General features: G+C 38.9%; 22 protein-coding genes. 7 read left to right on the top strand and 15 right to left on the bottom strand.

Annotated elements, in window-relative coordinates; translation table 11 throughout:
* Positions 1-11: 11 nt before the first annotated feature.
* The 4 genes from msrB to CQZ96_RS04220 all read left to right on the top strand — a co-directional run bounded on the left by msrB (position 12) and on the right by CQZ96_RS04220 (position 2484).
* Positions 12-431 carry a peptide-methionine (R)-S-oxide reductase MsrB gene (gene msrB / locus CQZ96_RS04235; RefSeq protein ID WP_004821128.1) on the top strand — a complete coding sequence of 140 codons (420 nt, stop codon included), beginning with the start codon at positions 12-14 and terminating at the stop codon, positions 429-431.
* A complete protein-coding gene (locus CQZ96_RS04230) occupies positions 428-910 on the top strand; it encodes a glutathione peroxidase (RefSeq protein WP_004720960.1) in 483 nt (160 codons plus the stop codon). Before msrB ends, CQZ96_RS04230 begins: the two co-directional genes overlap by 4 nt.
* 35 nt (positions 911-945) lie before the next feature.
* Positions 946-1791, top strand: coding sequence for an AraC family transcriptional regulator (locus CQZ96_RS04225; RefSeq protein ID WP_105712802.1), 846 nt, complete (start codon positions 946-948; stop codon positions 1789-1791).
* Between the two features lie 72 nt (positions 1792-1863).
* Positions 1864-2484, top strand: a complete 621-nt coding sequence (locus tag CQZ96_RS04220) for a LysE family translocator (RefSeq protein WP_105712801.1) — start codon at positions 1864-1866, stop codon at positions 2482-2484.
* A 99-nt stretch (positions 2485-2583) separates the two neighbouring features.
* On the opposite strand, the gene CQZ96_RS04215 is transcribed toward CQZ96_RS04220, so the two are convergent.
* On the bottom strand, positions 2584-5754 hold the full coding sequence (locus CQZ96_RS04215) for an efflux RND transporter permease subunit (RefSeq protein ID WP_105712800.1): 3171 nt from the start codon (positions 5752-5754) through the stop codon (positions 2584-2586).
* Position 5755: 1 nt separating this feature from the next.
* A complete protein-coding gene (locus tag CQZ96_RS04210) occupies positions 5756-6949 on the bottom strand; it encodes an efflux RND transporter periplasmic adaptor subunit (RefSeq protein ID WP_016539514.1) in 1194 nt (397 codons plus the stop codon).
* A 413-nt stretch (positions 6950-7362) separates the two neighbouring features.
* On the opposite strand from CQZ96_RS04210, the gene CQZ96_RS04205 reads away from it, so the two are divergent.
* Positions 7363-9585: a TonB-dependent receptor gene (locus CQZ96_RS04205; RefSeq protein WP_105713021.1), complete on the top strand. Its 2223-nt coding sequence runs from the start codon at positions 7363-7365 to the stop codon at positions 9583-9585.
* A gap of 52 nt (positions 9586-9637) precedes the next feature.
* On the opposite strand, the gene dapC is transcribed toward CQZ96_RS04205, so the two are convergent.
* The 6 genes from dapC to CQZ96_RS04175 form a co-directional block, all read right to left on the bottom strand.
* A complete protein-coding gene (dapC, locus tag CQZ96_RS04200; RefSeq protein ID WP_016539515.1) occupies positions 9638-10807 on the bottom strand; it encodes a succinyldiaminopimelate transaminase in 1170 nt (389 codons plus the stop codon).
* A 28-nt stretch (positions 10808-10835) separates the two neighbouring features.
* Positions 10836-13502, bottom strand: a complete 2667-nt coding sequence (gene glnD, locus CQZ96_RS04195; protein ID WP_056510738.1) for a [protein-PII] uridylyltransferase — start codon at positions 13500-13502, stop codon at positions 10836-10838.
* Between the two features lie 26 nt (positions 13503-13528).
* A complete protein-coding gene (gene purT / locus CQZ96_RS04190) occupies positions 13529-14737 on the bottom strand; it encodes a formate-dependent phosphoribosylglycinamide formyltransferase (RefSeq protein WP_105712799.1) in 1209 nt (402 codons plus the stop codon).
* A 190-nt stretch (positions 14738-14927) separates the two neighbouring features.
* The gene (locus tag CQZ96_RS04185; RefSeq protein ID WP_105712798.1) at positions 14928-15425 is read right to left on the bottom strand and encodes a metal-dependent hydrolase; all 498 of its coding nucleotides are present in this window, start codon (positions 15423-15425) and stop codon (positions 14928-14930) included.
* 168 nt (positions 15426-15593) lie between these two features.
* Positions 15594-15929, bottom strand: coding sequence for an L-valine transporter subunit YgaH (gene ygaH, locus CQZ96_RS04180; RefSeq protein ID WP_004720944.1), 336 nt, complete (start codon positions 15927-15929; stop codon positions 15594-15596).
* Position 15930: 1 nt separating this feature from the next.
* Positions 15931-16668, bottom strand: a complete 738-nt coding sequence (locus CQZ96_RS04175; RefSeq protein ID WP_004720941.1) for an AzlC family ABC transporter permease — start codon at positions 16666-16668, stop codon at positions 15931-15933.
* 102 nt (positions 16669-16770) lie between these two features.
* On the opposite strand from CQZ96_RS04175, the gene CQZ96_RS04170 reads away from it, so the two are divergent.
* Positions 16771-17253: a hypothetical protein gene (locus CQZ96_RS04170; protein ID WP_004720940.1), complete on the top strand. Its 483-nt coding sequence runs from the start codon at positions 16771-16773 to the stop codon at positions 17251-17253.
* Positions 17254-17329: 76 nt separating this feature from the next.
* On the opposite strand, the gene CQZ96_RS04165 is transcribed toward CQZ96_RS04170, so the two are convergent.
* Positions 17330-17737: a hypothetical protein gene (locus tag CQZ96_RS04165; protein WP_004720938.1), complete on the bottom strand. Its 408-nt coding sequence runs from the start codon at positions 17735-17737 to the stop codon at positions 17330-17332.
* Between the two features lie 168 nt (positions 17738-17905).
* The gene (locus tag CQZ96_RS04160) at positions 17906-18607 is read right to left on the bottom strand and encodes a Crp/Fnr family transcriptional regulator (protein ID WP_004720936.1); all 702 of its coding nucleotides are present in this window, start codon (positions 18605-18607) and stop codon (positions 17906-17908) included.
* Positions 18608-18939: 332 nt separating this feature from the next.
* Between CQZ96_RS04160 and CQZ96_RS04155 the strand changes: the two genes are divergently transcribed.
* Positions 18940-19482 carry a DUF962 domain-containing protein gene (locus tag CQZ96_RS04155; RefSeq protein WP_105712797.1) on the top strand — a complete coding sequence of 181 codons (543 nt, stop codon included), beginning with the start codon at positions 18940-18942 and terminating at the stop codon, positions 19480-19482.
* A 222-nt stretch (positions 19483-19704) separates the two neighbouring features.
* Here CQZ96_RS04155 and CQZ96_RS04150 read toward each other — a convergent pair whose 3' ends face one another.
* The 5 genes from CQZ96_RS04150 to CQZ96_RS04130 form a co-directional block, all read right to left on the bottom strand.
* Positions 19705-20316 (bottom strand): superoxide dismutase, encoded by a 612-nt coding sequence (locus CQZ96_RS04150; protein ID WP_105712796.1) that lies wholly within the window; start codon positions 20314-20316, stop codon positions 19705-19707.
* Positions 20317-20781: 465 nt separating this feature from the next.
* Positions 20782-21873: a redox-regulated ATPase YchF gene (gene ychF, locus CQZ96_RS04145; protein ID WP_105712795.1), complete on the bottom strand. Its 1092-nt coding sequence runs from the start codon at positions 21871-21873 to the stop codon at positions 20782-20784.
* A 122-nt stretch (positions 21874-21995) separates the two neighbouring features.
* A complete protein-coding gene (locus CQZ96_RS04140) occupies positions 21996-22697 on the bottom strand; it encodes a haloacid dehalogenase type II (protein ID WP_105712794.1) in 702 nt (233 codons plus the stop codon).
* Positions 22698-22858: 161 nt separating this feature from the next.
* Positions 22859-23518 carry a methionine ABC transporter permease gene (locus CQZ96_RS04135; RefSeq protein ID WP_004720927.1) on the bottom strand — a complete coding sequence of 220 codons (660 nt, stop codon included), beginning with the start codon at positions 23516-23518 and terminating at the stop codon, positions 22859-22861.
* On the bottom strand, positions 23499-24569 hold the full coding sequence (locus CQZ96_RS04130) for a methionine ABC transporter ATP-binding protein (protein ID WP_105712793.1): 1071 nt from the start codon (positions 24567-24569) through the stop codon (positions 23499-23501). Before CQZ96_RS04130 ends, CQZ96_RS04135 begins: the two co-directional genes overlap by 20 nt.
* Positions 24570-24571: the final 2 nt, after the last annotated feature.

The raw sequence follows: 24571 nt of genomic DNA, 5'->3' as shown, positions 1-24571 counted from the left end.
GGAGTTTAATGATGGGAAAACTCAATAAAACAGACCGAGAATGGCAAAGAGAGTTATCACCAGAGGAATTTAAAATCACTCGACAAAAGGGCACTGAAGCTGCCTTTACTGGAAAGTATTGGAATTCCAAGCAGCATGGAACCTATGTATGTCGATGTTGTGGGGAAGAATTATTCTCTTCAGAAACCAAATATGACAGTGGTTGTGGTTGGCCGAGCTTTTTTAAACCGATCAATAATACTGTTATAGAAGAACAAGATGATCATTCACATGGTATGGAACGTGTAGAAATTATATGCCATCATTGCGACGCTCATTTGGGGCATGTATTTGAAGATGGACCACAACCAACGGGCTTACGCTACTGCGTAAATTCCGCTTCTTTAGAATTAAAATCACAAGAAAAAGGCGACGAGGAAACGTATCCATGACCAACATTTATCAGTTTGAGGCTGAGCTGTTAGAGGGTGAAAATAAATCTTTTTCTGATTATGAAGGAAAAGTTTTATTGATTGTAAATACTGCAAGTAAATGTGGCTTTACTCCACAATTTGCAGGATTAGAAAAGGTTTACGAGAAATATAAAGACCAAGGTCTTGAAGTTTTAGGATTTCCTTGTAACCAGTTCGGTGGACAAGACCCCGGTACAAATGAGCAAATCGGCACTTATTGCCAACGCAATTATGGTGTTTCTTTTCCAATGTTCGCTAAAGTGAATGTAAAAGGACCTGAAGCGCATGTGATATTCCGTTATTTAACCAATAACAGTAAGGGCATACTCGGCAGTGGCATTAAGTGGAATTTCACCAAATTCTTAATAAATAAGAAAGGTGAAGTGATTAACCGCTATGCACCAACCACGAAGCCTGAGGATATAGAACAGGATATTGAAAAAGCTTTAGCAGAATAACCTGTTGTATAGACCAAAATAAGACTGAGGATATGATGCAATTAGACACTGCAGTTGAATTTTGGACTGATCCGCAAATGCCCTATGTCGAAACACGTAGGGCATGTCAAAGTCGTATTTGCTATAAATCACATAGCCATCCGACCTTTTCGATTGGTGCTGTGGATTGTGGAATAAGTCGCTTTAGTAGCTATTTTGCCAGCGAAGAGCAAATTCAAACAGGAAGCGTAGTAATCATTCCTGCTGAGGTGGAACACGCATGTAATCCACTGGAAAATCAAGCATGGAGTTATCAAATGATGCATCTAGATGCACATTGGGTTGCTCAACTTTTTTCAGAATTAGTCAAAGATATTGAGCAGCTTTATCCCCATCATATTCCGTTGCTAAAACCACAAATTTTAACAAACTCACATATATACCAAGCATTTACGCAGTTAAATCAGCTGTTATTTGATCCAACCATATCGATTTTATTCAAACAACAACAATTAATTGAAGTCCTGAGTGAAATATTATTGCCCAATTTTGAATTTACGTTATTAAAGCAGTCTGATTATTTTCAAAAGCATTTGGGTGCAATGATTGATGATATGAATCACAGTAAACAGATGCTTTCTTTAGAAGATCTCAGTCAAAGTCTAGGGATTAGTCGTTATGCCATTATTCGCTTGTTTAAAAATAATTTTGGCTTAACACCACATGCGTATCAATTAAATCAAAAAATAAATATAGCCAGAAAGCGTTTGAAGTCTGGAGAAGCAATTATTCAAGTTGCACATGATTTGGGATTTACAGACCAAAGTCATTTTCATCATGTGTTTAAATCGCATACTGGAATCACACCGAAGCAGTTTCAAGCTCAGTTTGTCATGCTCTAACTGCGCAATTATCTACAAGATAATAGGTTCTAAAAATATTTAAGCTTATCTAAATATTTTTTGGATCGAGTAATGCAACTGTTCATTATTGTGATTGTCACCCATTTCATTGCTTTGCTTTCACCGGGCCCTGATTTTTTTCTTATTTTAACTTCGTTGTTTCGAAATGGACCACATGCAGCGAGGGCTGTTTGCTTAGGGATCGTCTTGGGAAATGTTGCCGTGATTGGTCTTATTTTGAGCTCATTGTTTTTTCTTGGCAAACTCGATGATGAAATTTTAAAGCTGGTAAAATGGGGCTGTATTGCTTATTTAAGTTATTTGTCTTATCGGTGTTTCATATTTGCACAACAAGCTAAGCTAATAGGGGATTATCATCTAGAACACCAAAATAAACCAACCTTTGCATGGATGAAATATGTCTTACTGGGGGTACAGTCGAGTTTATTAAATCCTAAAAATATTCTGTTTTATAGCAGTATTATTATGGCAATTTATCAACACTATAATGTTGTTCAACTGACTTTAACCTGTCTGTGGATGGTGAGTGTAGTTTTGATCTGGAACTTGTTTTTGGTGCGATTGATGACTCAAAATAAAGCTATGCATTGGTTTAAAACCAAAATCAAATATATTTATTATCTTTCATCCTTTTGCTTTGGCTTATTTGCTGCGGCTTTGTTGCTGAATTAATCAAATAAAATTAGCTCAAATAAAAACATGCCTATCTAATAAAGATCTAGATAGGCATTCTCTTTTACATTATGTTGTCATCTGATTCAATTTTAAAAATCAAGAATGAGATACGCTTGCTTCGTTCGATTTATTGGCTTTATTGCGTTTGAATAACATGTTGTGAATATCATCAATAAATGTATATACAACAGGAATAACCAATAACGATAAGAAGGTACTGGTAATCAGTCCACCAATTACAGAAATTGCCATCGGTGCTCTAAAACTTGGATCTGTACCTATTCCTAAGGCAATTGGAAACATACCTGCACCCATCGCTAAAGTGGTCATAATAATGGGGCGTGCACGCTTGTGGCAGGCATCTAAGAGCGCATTCATACGTGAATACTGTCGTTCATTACGGGCGATAATTGCATAATCGACCAAAAGAATCGAGTTTTTACTGGCAATTCCCATCAACATGATTAAGCCAATCAAACTTGGCATCGAAAAACTACTTTTTGCTAAAAGCAGTAGCACAAACGCACCACCCAGTGCCAAAGGCAATGCCACTAAAATGGTGATCGGTTGTAAGAAGTCTTTAAACAGGAGCACTAAAACCACATAGATACACAATACGCCTGTTAGCATAGCTAAACCAAAGCTTGCAAAGAGCTGTTCCATCACATCGGCATCACCCAGATTGGTACGTTTTACTGTCGGAGGTAAGTTTTTGATGGTTGGAAGTTTATCTACAGCAGCCGAAACATCGCCTAAAGGCTGATCATTGAGCTCAATATTAAAGTTGATGTTACGTAAACGGTTAAAACGGTCAATTTGTGAAGGACCACTTTCAATATTAACTTGTGCAATGGTGCCTAACATCACTGGACCTTTACTACCAGTAATCATCAAGCGTTTAATCAGATCTTGATCTTGACGTGCAGACAGGGGCAGTTTGATGACAATTGGAATTTGTCGTTGCGAAAGGTTTAATTTTGCCAAGTTCTGATCAAAATCTCCCGCCGTGGCAATACGCACAGTTTCAGCGATATTTTGTGTGGTAATGCCTAAATCCGCAGCTTTTGCAAAGTCAGGGCGAATCACCAATTCAGGGCGAATCAATGCTGCGCTTGAGGTAATACTACCAATATTTGGAATAGTACGGATTTCTCGTTCTACTTGACGTGCTGTCGTGATTAGTACATCAGGGTCATCACCTGACAGCGCAATTTGGTATTGGCTGTTATTGCCTGCAATACCGACTTGAATTCGTGCACCAGGCAGTGGAGCTAAACGTTGGCGTAAGTCATTTTCAATTTTTTGCAAACTCGCATCGCGGTCTGAACGTGCTGTGACTTGAATGGTTAAGGTTGCTTTTCTTGGTTCACTTGATGCACCACCCGCAAAAGGATCTGTACCTGCTGAACCACCACCAATCGTGGTATAGACACTTTTAATTTCAGGATGATCTTTAATTAAACTACGGGCGTATTCTGCTGCTTTTAAGGTGTCTGGAAATTGTGAACCTGGTGGAAGCTCTACACGCACTTGGGTCTGCCCAGTGTCAGGTGGTGGAACAAAGCCCGTAGGGAGTAAAGGGATGAGCATGAGAGACGCAATAAAAAATATGATGGCACTGCTTAAGGTGATCCAACGATGATTTAAACACCACGTGACCATCCGCATATATGCGCGCATCACCCGACCATCTTTGGCACGATCATGTTGAAGTTCAAGATCACCATGATCTTTGATTGGTTGGCTTTGATCATCTAATACTTGATTGTCATGATGACTTTCAACTTTACCAACCCAAGGTTTAAGTATATAGGCTGACATCATAGGCGTCAGTAAGCGTGCCACCAAGAGTGAGGCAAAAATAGCCAAAGCCGCTGTCCAGCCAAATTGCACAAAGAATTTACCTGCAATACCACTCATAAAGGCAGTGGGTAAGAACACTGCAATCAAGGTAAAAGTGGTGGCAATCACGGCTAAACCAATTTCATCGGCTGCCTCCATGGCCGCTTCATAAGGTGTTTTCCCCATTCGAAGATGCCGGATGATATTTTCAATTTCTACAATGGCATCATCAACCAGTATTCCCACAACCAACGACATGGCTAACAGTGTGACAATATTTAAAGTAAAACCTAAGTAATACATGCCAATTAGGGCAGGTAGAATGGACAAAGGCAGGGCAGTTGCCGCAATGATCGTGGCACGCCAATCTCGTAAAAATAACCAAACCACCAAGATTGCAAGAAGTGCGCCTTCATACAGCAAGGACATTGAGCCTTTATAGTTATCAACCACAGGATTTACAAAGTTAAATGCTTCAGTGATTTTAATATCAGGATGCGCCGCTTTTAATGTTTCAAGTGCCTCTTTTACTCCGATTTCAACATCAACTTCACTTGCACCTTTACTGCGGGTAATTTCAAAGCCAATCACAGGGTGGCCATTTAACAGTGCAGCAGAACGTCGTTCAGCAATGCCGTCGCGAATGTTGGCAACTTGATCCAGCCGAATATGGCGACCATCACTCAAGGCAATATCCATTGCTGCAATTTCAGCAGCAGTTTTTACTGTGGCAATGGTACGAATAGACTGTTCACTGCCGCCTATTTTGGTTTGTCCGCCAGATGCATCTTGTTGAACAAGGCGTAATTGTCGGGTGATGTCTGTTGCTGTGGCGTTTAATGCTAAGAGTTTTTCAGGATCTAATTCAACATCAACTTGACGCGTGACGCCGCCTACACGAGAAACCGCACCAACGCCTTTGACTTTTAACATTGCACGTGCAACATCGTAATCCACAAACCAAGACAATGCTTCCTCATCCATACGAGGGGACTGAATGGTATAGGTGAGAATCGGTGAACCTGAAAGATTGATTTTACTGACAATTGGATCACGAAGATCCGCAGGTAAATCTGAACGTACTTGTGAAACCGCGTTACGGACATCATCAACAGCTTCTTGCAGTGGTTTTTCCAGTTGAAACTCTGCGGTTACGGTGACTACACCATCTTGGATATTGGTATATTGATTTTTAAGTCCCTGTAAAGTTGCAATCGAGTTCTCAATTTTACGTGCAACTTCTGTTTCCAGTTGCGGTGGTGCTGCACCGGGTAAAGCCGCTGTGACCGTGACCATTGGTAATTCAATATCGGGAAATTGTTGTATTTTCATCCAATGAAAACACATCAAACCCGCTAAACCAAGCATGATAAAAAGCAAGATACCGGGAATCGGATTTTTAATCGACCAAGCGGAGAAATTCATGTTATTTCTCCTGCGTGCTAACGAGTTGTTTGGTCAATGGTGTATCTGGAATCGCTTGACCACGTTTGATTAAATCACCATCTGACAAGAATCCTGTTCCAGAGGCAACCAGTTGAGTGTTTGCTGCTAAATCAACAATTTCAACACGATCATTTAAACGTCGACCAAGTGTGACTTTCTGTTGAGTTACTCGATTATCTTTATTGACAATAAACACATAAGAGAAACCATCACGTAAGAGTACTGCGGTTTGAGGCACTGTTAGTGCTGGCTTTTCGCCTAGATCAAACTCACCTTTGACAAACATACCCATACGAACAGCATCAGTGGTAGGTATATCCACATAGACCAAACCATAACGTGTTTGCGGGTCAATGACTGGTGCAATCATCCGAACGCTACCTGAAACGGCTGAACGGCTAGGATCAGGTGAGGTGATATGCGCTGTCATGCCTTTTTTAAGTTTATATAAGTCTGTCGAGGTTACTTCGGCACGCCATTCCAAACGGTTATCACGGATCAAACGGAACAGTTCTTGTCCCGTTTGTGCCAATGAGCCAACTGTTGCTGTACGTGCTGAAATAACCCCATGATCGGGTGCAATCACTTGGGTTTGCGTTAAACGAAGCTGATTACTGTCAATTTGGGCTTTGGCTGCATCTAAGCGGGCTTGTGCTGTACTTTGAGAAGTCAGGTATTTTGTCGCTTCTTGTTGTGAAATTGCACCGGTATTTTTGAGTTGTTGAATACGTTGATTATTGATACTGGCATCAGCTAGCACAGCTTTCGCTTCTGCATAATTGGCCTTTGCTGTCGCCAATTCAGCACGAATACTTTCACTGTTAATTTCAGCCAAAACTTGCCCACGTTGTACGCTATCTCCAACGTTGACATTGACTTTGGTAATTCGTTGCCCCGAAAGTTCACTGCCAATCACCACTTCTTGCCATGCAGCAATATTGCCATTGGCTGTAAAGTTTTGCTTCCAGTTTTGTAGCTCGGGTTGTATCACCGTTACAGTCAGTGCTGGTTTTGCGCTAGAAGCGGATGTTGCTGCATTTTCTGGAGAAGGCTGCTTTTTATTTGAAGATTTCCATCCAATAAAAGCGACGATTAGCACAATAAAAATAATTGCAATAATGATCCCGAGTTTTGAGTTTATGCGTTTTTTTTTCATTGGGTCATGCGATTTCATTTTAGTTTTTTAAATGAGTAGAGATAAGTTGAGTATCTCTAAAGGCTCTATGTTTGGTCAAGTTGCAATACAGCGCTTAATGTGATTTTTTGAAAGTTAAGCGGTTAAATTTTGCTATAGAGAGGCCGTTGAAGTTAGTGATATTTGTTGTTTTAAGGCCTTGATTATTAGATGGCTTGAGCGGTTAAAATTATTTATATGTTTTTAATATAGAAACCATCAAGATCAGCATAATTTTGTATAAAAACTACAAGACCATTCACAATTTATAATATTTTTTAATAAATAAATACCATGAGATCTTGCTTTTTTATTTAAAAAAACATGCTTATAAAATGAGAAAGTAAGTTTAAGTAAGAGTGATTATCATTTAATATGGCGGCTTAATTTAGATGACTGTTTTAGAGCCTCCTATGCGAAAAATTAAACCCTTAATTGTGATGATGGCAGTGGCGACAAGTGCTGCAATTGCGCATGCTGAACAACAAGATGCTTCATTGTCTCAGTCGAGCAATGGTAATGCAAAACAACTGAGTACGATTACAGTAGTCGCGAGTGCAGATGCATCAGCAGAGGGTTTAATGCCAGCATTTGCTGGAGGACAGGTGGCTTCTGGTGGTAAAGTTGGGATATTTGGCAATCAGAAAAATATAGATACACCGTTTAATCTAACCAGCTATACCAATCAATATATTCAAGAGCGACAAGCAAAAAGTGTTGGGGATGTTTTAAAAGCGGATCCAAGTGTTCGTGTCGGACGCGGTTTTGGTAATTTCCAAGAAAATTATTATATTCGTGGCTTTAACTTGGGCTCAGACGACACAGCCTATAATGGCTTATATTCAATTTTACCACGTCAGTATATTCCTGCAGAGCTGTTTGAACGTGTTGAAGTATTAAAAGGGGCATCCTCATTTTTAAATGGAGCAATGCCAAGTAATGGTGGGATTGGTGGTGCAATTAACTTATTGCCGAAACGTGCAAGTAACGAACCACTTAATCGTGTCACAGTAGGTACGGACTTTAATGGCGGTTATATTGCCAATGATATTTCTCGCCGTTTTGGTGAAGATCAACAATTCGGCGTACGAGTAAACACAGCATATCATGGCGGTGATACTGCTGTAGATAATGAAGAAGCATCTTTAAGCTTAGCTTCTATAGGTTTGGATTACCGTGGTGATCGTTTACGTCTTTCTGGAGATATGGGTTATGTGAATAATCGTTTAAAAGCGACTCGTCCAAACGTGACTTTAGGCGCGGGTATTACCGAGATTCCGAAAGCAATTGATGGCTCAGATAACTTTGCACAAAAATGGACGTATTCAAATGAAGAGGATGTCTTCGGAAGTTATCGTGCTGAATATGATTTAGCAGATAATTTAACAGCTTATGCTGCTTATGGTTTTCGACATGGCGAAGAGCAAAACAGTTTAGCAAATATGACATTGACCAATCAGACAACAGGCGCGGGAACCATTTATCGATTTGACAATGCGCGTGTAGATATGGTCAATACTGGTGAAGTTGGTGTGCGTAGTAAAGTAAACACAGGTTCAATTGAACATAATTTAGTGCTATCTGCATCGGCATTTCAACAGAACACCCGCAATGCTTATGTGATGGACTATAAAAATACATTAGCCAACAATATCTATAATCCAATCCAGTATGATCAACCTGCTTATTCACAAAATGCGTTGTTTGGGAATAACTTAGATACACCTAAATTAACGACTCGGACGCGTTTAAGAAGTATTGCCATTGGCGATAACCTCAAAGCTTTAGATGATAAATTAACAGTCATGCTCGGTGGACGTTATCAAACCATCATGCAAGAAAATTATAATTATGGAACTTCAATTAAATCAGGTGGGTATGATGAAAGTAAGTTTACCCCTGCTTTGGGGCTAAGTTATAAAATTCTGCCTGAAGTTTCGGTTTATGCAAATTATATTGAATCTTTAGCTAAAGGTTTGAGTAATACCAATTCAACGACGAAAGAAACTACAACACTCAAACCATTCGTTGCTAAACAAAAAGAAATTGGTGCCAAATATGAAAATGATCAGTTTGGCGCAAGCCTAAGTTTGTTTGATATCGATAAACAACGTGCAGTACTTGAAAACAGTGTTTTTAGTGATGCGGGTAAATATGTACATCGTGGTGTTGAACTCAATACTTTTGGTCAATTGACGGATTCTTTAAAAGTGTTGGGTGGTGCAACTTGGATTGATGCAAAGCAAAAAAATACAGGTAATGCTAACTACGATAATAAAAAGGAAGTGGGTGTTGCAGAATTTCAAGCAAATGTTGGTGCTGATTGGAAATTGCCAACAGTCCAAGATGTGTCTTTAAATGCTCAAGTTACTTATACAGGTTCGACTTATGCGAGTTTAAACAATAAATTGAAAGTTAGTGATTGGACGACTTTAGATCTTGGCGCGACGTATAAAACTCAGTTGGGGCAGACACCGACAACTTTTAATTTCCGTGTAAATAATGTCTTCGATAAAAACTATTGGTCATCAGTTGGTCTATTCGACAACATCAATAGTAGCTCCAATACCGAGAACGGCTATTTGGTTGCTGGGCAACCTCGTACATTCATGTTAAGTGCGGCATTTGATTTTTAAACACCATAAAAAAATGCCCCAAATTTGGGGCATTTTTTATAACAGTATATTTTTATAAAATGGTTTTTAGACGTTGAATCACTTGCTCACATTGAGCAATATCTGCGACCAATGCCATACGAACATGACCTTCACCAGGATTGCCTTGTTCAGTATCACGAGACAAATAACGCCCCGGTAAAACTTTAATGTTGGCTTTTTCCATTAACATTTTGGCAAAGTTTTCATCATGATCGACTTTTAACCAATAATAGAAGCCTGCATCAGGCTTTTGTAATGGTAAAAGATGACCGAGTTCATTTTGGAACAAATCAAATTTGGCACGATACAGTCTGCGATTTTCTTCAACATGTGTTTCATCGTTCCAAGCAACAATTGAAGCCAATTGATGTTGGACTGGCATTGCAGCGCCGTGATAAGTGCGGAATTTTAAATAAGGTTTAAGTAAGTTTGCATCCCCAGCAACAAAACCTGAGCGCATACCCGGTAGGTTTGAACGCTTAGACAGAGAATGGAATACGATACAATTTTTATAGTCGTCACGACCTAATTCAGCACAGACTTCCAATAAGCCGATCGGTGCTTCATCAAACCACAATTCTGAGTAACATTCATCAGAAGCAATCACAAAGTCATATTGGTCAGAAAGTGCAATGAGCTTTTTAAATTGTGCTTTTGAAAGTACCGCACCAGTAGGATTTCCCGGCGTACAAACAAACAAAAGTGCAGTTTTTTCCCAAACTTCAGCAGGTACAGCATCAAAATCACCGAGGTAATTGTTGTCTTCGGTACAGTTGACAAAGTATGGCTTGGCACCAGCTAAAAGTGTCGCACCTTCATAAATCTGATAGAACGGATTAGGCATTACTACATAAGGTGCATCATCACGATTAATCAAGGCCTGTACAAAAGAGAAAATCCCTTCACGTGTACCTGTAACTGGAAGAACATGATCTTCGGCACTGATCGCATTCAGTTTAAAACGACGGGTTAGCCACTGAGCAATACTTTCACGAAGTTCTGGTAAACCTTTACTGTTTGGATAAGTTGAAAGGTGCTGAAAATTATCAATGATCGCTTGCTTCACAAACTCAGGAGCAGGATGCTTTGGTTCTCCAATTGAAAGTGGGATCAAAGGTAAATCTGCAGGTTTTACATCCTGAAAAAGCTGGCTTAACTTTTCAAATGGATAAGGATGTAATAAAGACAAACTAGAGTTCATGAAACAATTACCACGATAGAAAGTAAGATTAATGTTGCCCACAGATTTGATTGGATGCTTCATCTAATGCCGCTTTTAATTTTGCGGTAAAGACTTCAGCCTCAGCTTCAGTGAGGGGGGTGCCATCTTTTTTGGTGACAAAGAAAATATCTTCTGCTTTTTCACCCAGTGTGGCGATTCTAGCAGAATGTATGTCTAAACCTTGCATCATAAATAAACCACCAACGCGTGCAAGTAAGCCCGGTTGATCGAGGGTAGAGATTTCTACCATATTTTGCTGCAAAGCTTCGTTAAGTGTTACATCCACGGTATTTTCAATATCGAAGTGGCGAAGTTGACGTGGAATACGACGTTGCATCAAACCCGGATATTTATCTGATTCGCTTAAGGCTTTAATTAACGCCTGTTTGACTGTTTCTTCACGTTCAGGATCGGTTAATAAGGTACCGAAACGATCCAAGACCACATAAGTATCTAAACTAAAGGCTTTGGTTGCAGTGATAATCCGTGCATCTTGGACATCCAGATTCATACGATCCAAAATTGCCACTGTGGTGGCAAACAGATTGGGTTGGTCTTGAGTATAAATAAAGATCTGTACAGCATCTTGTGCTGCTTTACGGTGCGCACGCATGAGCACCAATGGTGCAGGGTTGTCGCCGTGTTGCAAAATGGCACGAGTATGCCATGCAATTTCATCTGCGGATTCTTTAAGGAAGTATTCGTCCCCAAGCTCTTGCCAAACCTTTTCAACTTGATCGAGTGGAAACTCATCCACCAAGACTTCGCTTGCAGAGAATTTGGTATCTTCAATCAGCATTTGATAATCAACAGGTCGACCCAAACCAGAACGAATTACATCACGCGCATGGGTATAGAGTTGACGCATCAAAGAAGAGCGCCATGTATTCCAAAGTTTTGGATTGGTGGCATTGATATCGGCAACCGTCAGCGTATAGAGATAATCTAAATGCTCCATATCACCAAGCTTTTCAGCAAACTCTTTCACCACATCTGGATCTGAAATATCTTTTTTCTGTGCGGTCATCGACATCAGTAAATGGTTTTGGATGAGCCAAGCAACCAGATTACATTCGCGCTCAGTAAACCCATGCGCAAGACAGAATTCAATTGCATCTTCAGCGCCAAGTTCACTGTGATCTCCACCACGGCCTTTGGCAATATCATGGAATAATGCAGCAAGGAATACGATGTCACGGCGGACTAAGCGTTGAAATACAGAACTGACAACAGGATAGTCTTTGGCAAAGCCAGGTTCTTTAAAACGATTTAAATTACGAATTAACAGTAAGGTATGTGCATCAACGGTATAAATATGGAACAAGTCATATTGCATCAGTCCCATGATTTGCCCAAATGCAGGAATATAATTTCCTAATACACCATAACGTTTCATTGCCACCATGGTTTCATATAAACGATATGGAGAGCGAATGATCGCCATGAATAATGCTTGATGGGTCGGATTATCTCGAAATGCTTGATCAATACGTTTTGCCGCTAAAGTCAAAAGACGCAATGTACGTGCACGAATACCCTCGATTTCAGGGCGATTTGCTAAGATATAGAAAATTTCTAAAATAGCGCTTGGATTTTCTGAAAAGGTTTTATGTTGTTGAACGGCAAGCTTGCCATCAACCAATTTAAAATGTTCGTTAATATTTTCGATTTTACGTTCATAGTCGGGTAAGCGTGGGGTAATCACCGATTCATTAAAATAAGCCAATAACATTTCATTTAAGGTCGAAACCTGTTGCGCGGTACGATAATAACGCTTCATGAACTGTTCAATTGGATAATTTGGATGATGATCATCTTCTCGTGTATAGCCAAATTTAGCTGCAATATCACGTTGATAATCAAACAATAGGCGATTTTCATCACGTTTGGTTAAACGGTGTAAATGATGGCGAATTTCCCAAAGAAAGTTTTCAGCTTCTTCTAGGACGCCCAATTCAAATTCAGAAATAAAACCCAAATGAACTAGGTCGTAAATACGATTGACCCGAAAATGCCGTTTGGCAATCCAGCCAATTTGGTTAATGTCTCGAATACCACCGGGTGCATTTTTAATATCGGGTTCTAAATTGCTTTCAGTATTGTTATGTTGTGCATAGCGTTGCGCTTGTTCATCCATCTTGGCATCAAAGAAAGTCTTATCTGTCCAAGTTTGGGAAACGACACGACGAGGCCATCTTGCCAGATGTTGATTGCCAATAATTAATCGCGCTTCAATCAGCGAGGTTGCCACAGTGAGATCATTGGTGGCTTGTTCAAAACAACTTCGGATGGTACGTACACTGACACCCGGTTTAAAATTTCCCACATCCCAAAGTGTAGAAATAAATTGCGTCACCGTTTGTTCTTGTTCAGGAGAAAGATCTTCTTCTGAAAGAATCATGATGTCGACATCGGAATAGGGCAACATTTCGCGTCGCCCATAGCCACCAACAGCAAATAAACCGAGATCTGTTTGATCTAGCCCTGAATGCTTCCAGAGAAACATAAGGGCTTCATCTACCACATTTGAACGGGTACGGACAATTTCGCGTATTGTTGTACCATGATCATAGGCCTCATTTAACTGTTGCTCAACATCGCTACGCCATTGATTAATCGCTTTAATGTCATGTATATCAGTTACATATTCCAATAGAGGAGAGGTGTTGATCATGGATGTCTTGTCCGCAAATATATTGGCTAGTTGTTTAAATGAACAGTGACTTTTGCAGCCGTTTCTTGTGCAAGTTCACGTGCTTGGTCTGTTGTTTCAGCACGTGCTGTTGCCACGCCCATACGACGACGTTTAAATCCTTCAGGTTTACCGAACAGGCGTAAGTCTGTCGCAGGATTTTGCAAAGCAAGATTTAAGCCAGCGTATGAAAGATTCTTTGCATCTACACCTGCATAGATTACAGCACTTGCAGCAATACTATGTCGTTCAGTATTGACAGGTAAACCCAGAATTGCACGTGCATGTAATTCAAATTCGCTTTGGAATTGTGATGCAAGTGTGACTAAGCCTGTATCGTGTGGACGCGGTGATACTTCACTAAACCATACTTTATCACCTTTTACAAACAGTTCTACCCCAAAAATCCCACAGCCACCAAGTGCTACAGTGACTTTATTGGCAATGCGTTTGGCTTCATTTAAAGCTGCTTCTGTCATTGCTTGGGGCTGCCAACTTTCTACATAGTCGCCTGAATCTTGACGATGCCCAATTGGGTCACAATAAGTGGTTTCAATTTCACCTGTTTCTGGATTTTTCGAACGTACAGTGAGTAAGGTGATTTCAAAATCAAAGTCAATTTGTGACTCAACAATGACTGTACCTTGATTTACCCGACCACCAGTTTGAGCATATTCCCAAGCTGCATCTACTTCAGCATATTCTTTGACACGAGATTGCCCCTTACCAGAGGAAGACATTACAGGTTTAACAAAGTTCGGATAACCAATGTCATCACATGCAGAACGGAAGCTTTCTAAGGTATTGGCAAAACGGTAAGCGGAAGTGGGTAAACCAAGTTCTTCCGCCGCTAAGCGACGAATCCCTTCACGGTTCATGGTTAAATTCACTGCTTTTGCCGAAGGGATCACGGTTGCAATATTTTGTTGTTCGATTTCGACTAATACTTGAGTAGCAATCGCTTCAATTTCTGGAACAATAAGATTGGGTTTTACTTTTTCAATTAAAGCTTTTAATTCTGTTGCATCTGCCATGTTTAAGGCATAAGAGAAATGAGCAACTTGCATGGCAGGTGCGTTTTCGTAGCGGTCTGCCGCGTGAACTTCAACACCAAGTCGTTGTAATGAAATCACCACTTCTTTACCAAGCTCTCCTGAACCTAACAGTAAAACTTTAAATGCAGATGATTGAAGTGGGGTACCAATAGTAACGCTCATGCTATTCTTCCATGCTTGTCTTATGGACTGTTAGCATAGCAGAACTCAGGCGTGTGTTAAGGGCTGATTGACATAAAATAATGATATTGTCTAACAGATTTTTTTATAAAGTTTTTAGCTTATAGGCGGTTTGCCACTACAAATGAAGTGGCTTTGAATTTGCGCAAGAAAACTGATCAATAATTTTTGATCAATTCTTTTTACGAACCAACAGAATCAACGCAATGAGGCAGATCAGTAATTCTACAAAAAACGACCAATGCAGAATAAAGTTTAGCCACCACGGCTGATAACGTGAGCTGACTTCAAAAAACACATAGGATTGATCAATAAACGGTGCAAAAAGCCAAACATCACCTACAAAAGTATCCAAGCCGATATGTAGCAGGGCAGCACCCGAAAAAAGACTGATCATCAGGGCAGGTTTAGCCGTGTATTTTGAATGGATGAAATAAAATAAAGCGATTAGAAAGATTGGAATCCAAAATGAAAACCAATGTAAAAAATACTTATGGTGATGTACCGATCTATGATCGAATAAATAGAAATAGAATAGATCAATATCAGGAAAAACTGCACCAAGCATAATCAGCGTAAAAAAAGCTTTATTGGTGATTTTTGTCTGTTTAAATTTCTTGAGTAAAAGTTTAGCCAGTATATAGCCAGAAGGTAAGTGTGCGATAAACATATCAAGTTGCGTATTTTAAATATTTTATTTGAAAGCAATCATACACAACTAATTAATTCACATGGTTTTTTATTGTAAATTAATTAGATGAAAGCATTTTAAATCCGAAAGACTTTAAATTTACACGCTGATCTGCTGATGCATTAAAATATGCTTTAATCAACAAAACTACAGATAGGTATAGACCAAGCCATAGGCCAATGCTGCTGTGAGTGTCGCCAAAACGATTCTTTTAAATTTAAAATACAATCCTGTGAGTACAAGAAAGCCCACCAACATCGCAAAACTTTTATTTGGAGTTTCGATCAATGGTGGAAGAGTGGCGACAATTAACATTGAACTGATTGCTGCAACTCCAATACTGCCTAATGCAATTTTTAACCATGTTGCGCCACGAGTTTGTGTGTGTTGTTGGCTTTTTTGCAGCAGATAGAATGGACCAAAGCGTGAAGCAAAATTTGCAATACCGACCAATATCCCCACCAAGATAATCTGTAAATCCATTTTAAATACTCACTTCATCAGTTTGCTTTAAAACATAATGTTTAAATAATCCCGCTAAAATCCCAGATGCAATCCCAATAAAAATTGCTGCCGACATGTTGATAAAATAACAGGCCAATGCGGAAACCACTAAAGATACGGCAACCACAAAAGTATGTTTTTTCTCAAAGGCTGCCAGTAAGAAGCTTAAGAACAATGCAGGTAACAAGAAGTCTAAAGCGGCTTGTAAAAATTGCGGCAAGTCGCTGACTTGATCTGCAAATAAACCACCTAAAAATGAACCTAAGGCCCATGACATCCAGCTAAACAAGCTGAGTCCTAACATCCAAGACTCTGACCATTCCTGACGACGTTGGGAAAGTTTAATCATTCCAGCCGCAAAAACTTCATCGGTTAAACCCCATGCCCATACTGCGGTCTTTTTTAGGTTTAAACGGTCTTGAATCAGGTTTTGTAAGGCTGGCCCATAAAGTACATGGCGAATATCCAGTGCAATGACTGTAAGTGCTGTCATCCAAATAGATGTGCCACTGCCCAATAATGCAACCACAAGAAATTGGCTAGCACCAGCGTACATAGAACAAGATAGAAATAAGGCTTCCCATGCACTAAAACCAAATTGGGTCGCAGATACACCAAAGGCAAAAGATACAGGCAGATAAGTAAAGATGATGGCTTGACTGTCTTTAGCGCCTTGCCAAAAGCCAGCAGTTTGGACTGAGGGATTGTGCTCTGACACAGGACACCTAAAACGAGAGTAAAACAAAAGGTAAAATCAAGATTGTGTATTCTACCTGAATTTACTAGCATAGTAGCGAAATGTTTATTTAGGCGTAACTTTATGTTCGCAAATCAGTCGAAATTATTATTGAGTATGACCTTGGTGTTAGGTGTTTTAGGTTTACAAGCATGTGGTAATTCATCTTCTGAACCTAAAGAAAAAGTTGAAATTAAAGCTGCGCCAAAACTAACCAATGATGCGACAACCTATGCCAATGAAGCATGGAAACTGATTAATCAGGTGGAACCCTTTGTCTACCGTAAGCAATTGAATTTGATTGAAGACAATGTACGTAAACCTTTACGGAAATTAAGTACCGACTGGCGTATCAATGTCAAAATGACCGATTCAGTGACAGAAGGTAAATACGCTTTGTGTCGTAAAGCCATGACCAGTTTAGATACTTGGGCAAGATCGACATTGGAAAAAGATGGTGAAATGCAAAAAAATCAAGCGCAATATGAACGTGATAAAGCCCAGTGCAAAGATGCTATTGAAAATCCAAGTTTAGGCAATACCAAAGCAAATAATAATATTTTTTAACAGACCCTAGAAAATGGCGCAAATATGCGCCATTTTTTTATTGATACAGATCTATGTTCAGTACGTTCAGTGTTACTTAAGGTTTTAATGGATTGGTTGATGCAGTTTTCACGGCCTTGTCTTTAGCAGCAGTTGATTTTGCAGCGGCGTCATTTTTTACTGCTTTGGTTGTTGCTTCAGCTTTTGCTTTGCTTGCAGCAGTTTCAGTTTTTAGCTTTGTCGCTGCTTCTTTCGGTTTCGCTTCAACAGCTTTTGTTGCAGCTACACTTTTGTCTTTTGCTTGCGTTGCATCAGCTTTGGCTTTTGTACTTGCAGCTGTTGCTTTTTGAGTCGCTTGAGCTGCTGGATTTGCCGCAACACATTTGCCGCCTTTATGGTTTGGGCCTGTACCACCAACCAATGTTGTACCTTTAGGGCATGCAAATGCAGAAGCGCTAAGTACAGTGAATAATCCCGCTGTGAGCAATGTTGTGATTTTTTTCATTTATTTCAACTTTTATTGAGATGGCATTAGCGCCTCGCTAAAATATAATTGTATTTTTCACAAAGTAGAATAAATAATTTGTATATTTTATTTATAAAATGATTATATATTCCAGCTGTTTAAGGTGAATTTAATATTTGTCTAAAAGTGGAAAAGTGATGAGTTAAATTAGAGTTGGCCTAGTGAGTGAGCAATAGAATGTAATTGATTGATATCTAATATTTCTATTTTTTTAAAGGCAATTTTTAAAACACCTTGTTGTTCGAGTAAATGTAATTCTTGATTAATGGTCTGACGTGAGCATTTGAGCAGCAATGCCAATTGTTCTTGAGATAAATGAATGATGTTATTTTCAATACAGATATGATTGCCATAGCCGTTTAAGATAAACATCAAACGCTGAGCCAATCGTTGTCGTATATGCTGGGTTTGAATTGAAATGAGTTCTAAAAAAGCAAAGCGAAGTTTTTGACTGGTCAATTGGGCGATATGGAACCAATATTGCGGATAGTCATTTAAAATTTTCTGAATCGCTTGGCTGGGGAGATGTAAAATTAAACATTTTCCAACAGCAATGGCATCATGAGAACGTGGTTGCTGATCCACCAAAGAAATTTCTCCAAACCACATAATCGGTTCTGCAATAGCAGCAACGGATTCATTTCCTTCAATATCAATATAGCCTAAGCGTACCCGACCATCTAAGACCGCATAGATGCCATTAAATAGATCGCCTGATCTGAAAATCGCTTGATCACGCTCAAATTTTTGATAATGGGCTTGTTGTTGAATCAATTGTTGAAAAGGAATAGGCAGTTGTGAATACCATAAATTCTTTGATAATAATTCAAGGTCCGTTGAATTCAGCACAATATGTCCTTTTATGTATCATTGTTAATCTTTGCTTTGATTTTCAAATATATCTAACAGCATAGTCAGTAGGATAGAAAGTTCCTTAGATAAAATCAGTTGCGATAAGCACTGAGTAGAACCATTTACAATCCTCCTTTAAGGGCAGCAATTTAGCGTAAATATGACAGAGTCACTGGCCATAATGTATCAATAAATTTATTGTGAAAGCTGTTGTTATTTACTTCTTTGCAAATTTAAATGAAAAATCAATTCAACTTGTCAGCTAGACGACAACTTTTATCTTAGCGCTTTTATATAGTGAAATGAAGAGATTAACAAGGACGCTGAAAATGAACAGATTAGAGCAACTTCTTAGCCAGTACGCAGCTTATCATTTAGACCATAAAAATGTATTTACGCATTTTATTGGTATTCCGATGATCGTATTTTCAATCATGTGTCTAACGGCTAGAGCAGGGGTGATGCTTTCAGGTTTTGAAATCACTTTGGCATTGATTCTATTGGTTTTAAGTGTGATTTATTATTTTAGTCTGGATAAATTATTCGGCTTTTTAATGTTGCTTATTTATGCAGTAGCCTATCCATTTGCCTATAAAATTGCTCAATTAGGCATGGGAACTTGGCTAGGTATCAGTATTGGTACTTTTGTTGTAGGATGGGTATTCCAATTTGTAGGGCATTTTTATGAAAAGAAAAAACCTGCATTTGTTGATGATTTAGTCGGTTTAGCGATTGGTCCATTATTTGTCTTAGCTGAGTTTGTATTCTTGCTGGGTTTTCGTAAAGATTTACAAGAAAAAATGCTAGCAGAAGCCAGAAAGCAACGTACTGCAATGGATGAAAAATCATTAGACGCTTTACACGCGAAATAATTTGAAAGATAAAGAATCTAGTTTATGATAAAACCCTTTAAGTCAGTAATTTAAACTGACTTAAAGGGTATCGACTTCTATATTTTTGTTTGTTTTAGAATAAGAATTCTTTGATAAATATCACTAAACCAAAGAAAAAAATGGCGCAACCAATATAAAATTTTATTTTTTTAATCAGTGAAGAATTGAACATTGGCATCGTCATATGGTCTGTATAGTATTTCATTGGATTGCTTCTAAATAACGGCGATTCACTTCTTCCCAATTCACAACATTATAAAATGCCGCAATATATTCGGGACGACGATTTTGGTATTTTAAATAATAAGCATGTTCCCAGACATCTAAAGCCAGAATCGGGATATTGCCATTCATCAGTGGTGAATCTTGATTGGCACTGCTTTCTACGATGACTTTCTTTTCAGGGGTTACGCTTAACCATGCCCAGCCACTACCAAATCGTGTCAGTGCTGCTTTAGTAAAGGCTTCTTTAAAGTTTTCAAAACTGCCAATATCTCTGTCAATTGCTTCAGCGATTTGTTTAATCGGCTCTCCACCACCTTGAGGGCTCATTACTGTCCAGAATAAAGAGTGGTTAGCATGTCCACCACCATTATTAATCACGCTATTTTTAAGATCAGCAGGAACTTCATTCACTTTTGAAACCAGTTCTTCAATCGACAACTTTTCCCATGCTGTGCCTTCAACTGTGGCATTGATATTATTGATATAGGTTTGATGGTGCTTGGTATGGTGGATTTCCATTGTTTTTGTATCAATATTAGGTTCAAGTGCATCGTATGCATAAGGCAGTTGTGGAAGCGAGTAAGCCATGAATCAATCCTATGATGTTAAGTATAGTGATAATGCTAATAATTATCATTATTATATATGAGCATCAAAAGTGCAACCTACTTAACTTTATTATTGTGTAGCTGATTTCAAAATAGAAATGATCAATTGAGGCAGGGGCTTAGCGATAGAGGCTTGGTGCGTTTTAAGATGTAAATAAATATCGCGTATATTTACTGGAATATTGTAATTTTAAATGTTGATATTTTTTTATAAAAACCTGAATACGTGTTTCATTAAAAAGCAGAGTTAAAATTAGATCGATAAGGAGAATGGTCAAAGTGATCCGCAAATCAATCAAAAGATCGTTGAATCTACATTTAGAAAACAAGTTTTAAATATTCGTCAGACATTTATAAACCAAACTAGAACCAGCGAAAGATTCTATGATGAAAAAAAACAGGTTGAAGAAGTCTTCAACCTGTCTCATCAAAGCATGAGATCTGCTTATACGTTAAAACGGAAGTGCAAGACATCACCATCTTGAACGATGTAAGTTTTACCTTCTAAACGCCATTTTCCTGCTTCCTTAGCGCCGTTTTCACCGTTGTATTGGATGAAATCGTCATAAGCGATACATTCTGCACGAATAAAGCCTTTCTCAAAGTCAGTGTGGATTACACCCGCAGCTTGAGGTGCAGTTGCACCCACTTTTACAGTCCAAGCACGCACTTCTTGAACACCTGCTGTAAAGTAAGTTTGTAAGCCAAGTAAGCTATAACCTGCACGAATTACCACATTTAGACCTGGTTCTTCCATGCCTAATGCTTCAAGGAATTCAGCACGATCTTCATCATCCAACAATGAAATTTCAGCTTCGATTTGGTTGCAAAGCGGAACAACGATTGCATTTTCCTCAGCAGCTAACTTTTTCACAGCTTCAAGGTGTGGGTTGTTTTCAAAACCATCTTCTGCAACGTTTGCGATATACATGGTCGGTTTTAATGTCATTAAACCAAAACCACGCACAAGTTTACGTTCATCATCATCTAAATCAGCTGCACGAGCTGGCTTGCCTTCATCAAGTAAAGGTAGAATTTTTTCTAAAACTGCTTTTGTTGCAAGGGCTTCTTTATCACCGCCTTTTGCAGATTTTGCCAAACGTGTAACGGCTTTAGTTACAGTTTCCAAGTCAGCAAGTGCAAGTTCAGTATTAATCGTTGCAATATCATCTAATGGATCAATTTTACCATTTACATGAATTACGTTTTCATCTTCAAAACAACGTACAACGTGTGCAATTGCATCAGTTTCACGGATGTTTGCAAGGAATTGGTTACCCAAACCTTCGCCTTTAGATGCACCCGCAACTAAACCTGCAATATCCACAAACTCCATCGTAGTTGGAATAACACGTTGTGGTTTAACAATGGCTGTTAATTTGTCTAAACGTGGATCAGGTACAGGTACGATGCCTGTATTTGGTTCAATGGTACAGAATGGGAAGTTTTCCGCAGCAATAGCAGCTTTAGTCAATGCATTGAAAAGTGTAGATTTACCAACGTTCGGCAAGCCGACAATACCGCAATTAAAACCCATGAAATAACTCACAAAGTGTTATATAAAAATTGCGGATGATTTTACATGAAAGCCATGACAAAGTCAGGTCTAAGACACATAGATTTAATTTTCAGTGTTTAAGCGGATAAAATACCCATTCTTTATTTTAATTGATTGAACAAATCCGATAGATCCGTTGCATGTAAATCATTTTCAGCGCGAGCTGAAACATTTTTAATTTGAGATGAACCAAATTCTAACGGTCTTTCGATATAAGCGGTCAATAAACCACATTCGCGTGCAGCAGCAAGGTCATCATGATGAGCAGCGACCATCATCACTTGGTCAGGTGCAACATTTAAAAGTTCAGTGACACCTAAATAAGTCTTTGGAGATGGTTTATACGCTCTAAAGTTTTCAGCAGAAAAAATATAATCCCAAGGCAGTTTTGCATTTTTTGCCATATCGACCAATAAGCGAATATTCCCATTAGAAAGTGTGCAAATAATATATTTTTCTCTAAGGTATTCTAAAGCTTTGACCGATTCTTGCCACGGAAGCAACCGATGCCATACATGATTAAGATGAATAATCTGTGCTTCATTCAGTACATGAATATTATATTTGATCAATAGTTCATCTAAGATAATACGATGCAGATCGTCAATTGATGTCCATGGTAATTCGCCTACAAGTACTTTATCCATAGCAGGCCTGTATCCTGCTCGCCAGTCCAATGCAAATTGATTAGAATCTAAGGCTAAATTCATTGCATCGAGTTCTTTGACAATTGACGAATGCCAATCGACAACAGTTCCGAAAATATCAAAAACGAGGACTTTGATTTGATTAAGCTGACGCATGATTTTGTATCGCTATTCTTATTATCCAGAGTTATTTTTATAATTTGTTTTGTAGCATTTGAATAGAGTAATAGGCATTTCTTTTAAATCTGTTCATTATTTTCAAGTAAAATAATTGCTCATCTAAAACTCATTTAAACGCTTAGATGAGCATTCAAAACTTAAATCTTCCGCTTATCCAACTGGCTTGCCAGACTGTCACCAAATGCTTGAACGATCATGACCAAAGCCACCAAGACCACAATCACAGCAAACATCATTTGCATATCAAAGCGTTGGTAACCATAACGGTAGGCAATATCACCTAAGCCACCAGCACCAATTGCACCTGCAATTGCAGAGGAGTTAATCATGGTGACAATTGTGACTGTAAAACCTGCCACAATGCCGGGTAACGCTTCAGGTAAAAGTACATGCCAAACGATTTGCTTACGGTTACAGCCCATCGCTTGTGCAGCTTCAATTAGACCTTGATCAACTTCACGTAAGCTAACTTCTGCAATACGGGCAAAGAAAGGTGTCGCTGCTAAAGTTAATGGAACAACAGCTGCCCAGACTCCGTAACTGGTTCCGACAATCCATCGGGTTAAAGGAATCAGCGCCACCATTAAAATCAAAAAGGGAACAGATCGGGTAATGTTGATCACCGTGCCTAATGCATGATTAATCTTTTTAGATGGATAAATCCCTTGTTCAGATGTATTGACCAAAATCACTGCCAAAGGTAAGCCAATCAAAAAGGCAACAATGGCAGATACGCCAACCATCAGTAAGGTATCTATGGTTCCTGTCAGCAATAAATCAATGAGTTGGTCTTGCATAGCCAAGTACCTCTATTTGCGCAATTTGATGTTTTAACCTTTCTTGTAAATTATGCAGGTCTAAATGGGTTTGTTCAGTACCGACAATCAGCGTTCCAATCAAATGGTTTTGGATATTGTCGATATGACTTTGATATAAATGTACGGATTCTTCAAAAACTTGAAAAAGTTCCACTAAATCAGGTGAATTTTTCGGATCGGTTTCATAACGTAGTTTTAAAATGCTATGGGTTGAATCTTGTTGCAGCTCTGTATGCACTGGAAAGGGCAAATCGAGTTGTTCTAGGTTTAACAATTCTTGTGTGATTTTCTGCTGAGGCTGTGAAAACACGGACCAGACTTGTCCTGACTCAACGATTTCACCATGTTCAATCACCACCACTTGATCGCAAATTTCACGAATCACTTGCATCTCATGGGTAATTAAAACAATGGTAATCCCCAATTCTCGATTGATTTTTTTCAGCAAGGATAACACCACTGAGGTACTTTCAGGATCAAGTGCAGACGTAGCTTCATCACATAATAAAATTTCAGGATGATGCACCAGCGCACGAGCAATACCAACACGTTGCTTTTGACCACCAGACAGCTGTGAAGGGTAGTTATGCGCTTTATTTCCCAATCCGACCAGTTCTAAAACATCGTTGACACGTGTTTCAATTTCAGCTTTATCGACATGGGCAATTTTTAAGGGCAAAGCCACATTGTCCCAAACTGTTTTGGCAGACATTAAATTAAAATGCTGAAAAATCATCCCGATTCTTTGACGTGTTTGAATCAATTCAGCATGACTGAGTTCAGCCAAATTTTGTTGATGAATATGAATACTGCCCTCAGAAATACCTTCTAAACCATTTAAGGTTCGAATTAAGGAAGATTTACCTGCGCCACTTTTACCGATGATGCCGAAAATCTTGCCTTGAGGAATATCTAAGTTGATATTTTTTAACGCATGGATCTGTTGATCTTGCCCATCATAGTATTTATTCAGATCACGAATTTTGATATGTGGGACTGAAAAATCAACATGCGAACCGAAACTCACCATTT

It is taken from the genome of Acinetobacter sp. MYb10 (assembly GCF_002980175.2).
Classification (GTDB): Bacteria; Pseudomonadota; Gammaproteobacteria; order Pseudomonadales; family Moraxellaceae; genus Acinetobacter; species Acinetobacter guillouiae.
Note: the sequence above shows the minus strand (reverse complement) of the source record. Positions and strands in the feature narration are given on the sequence as shown.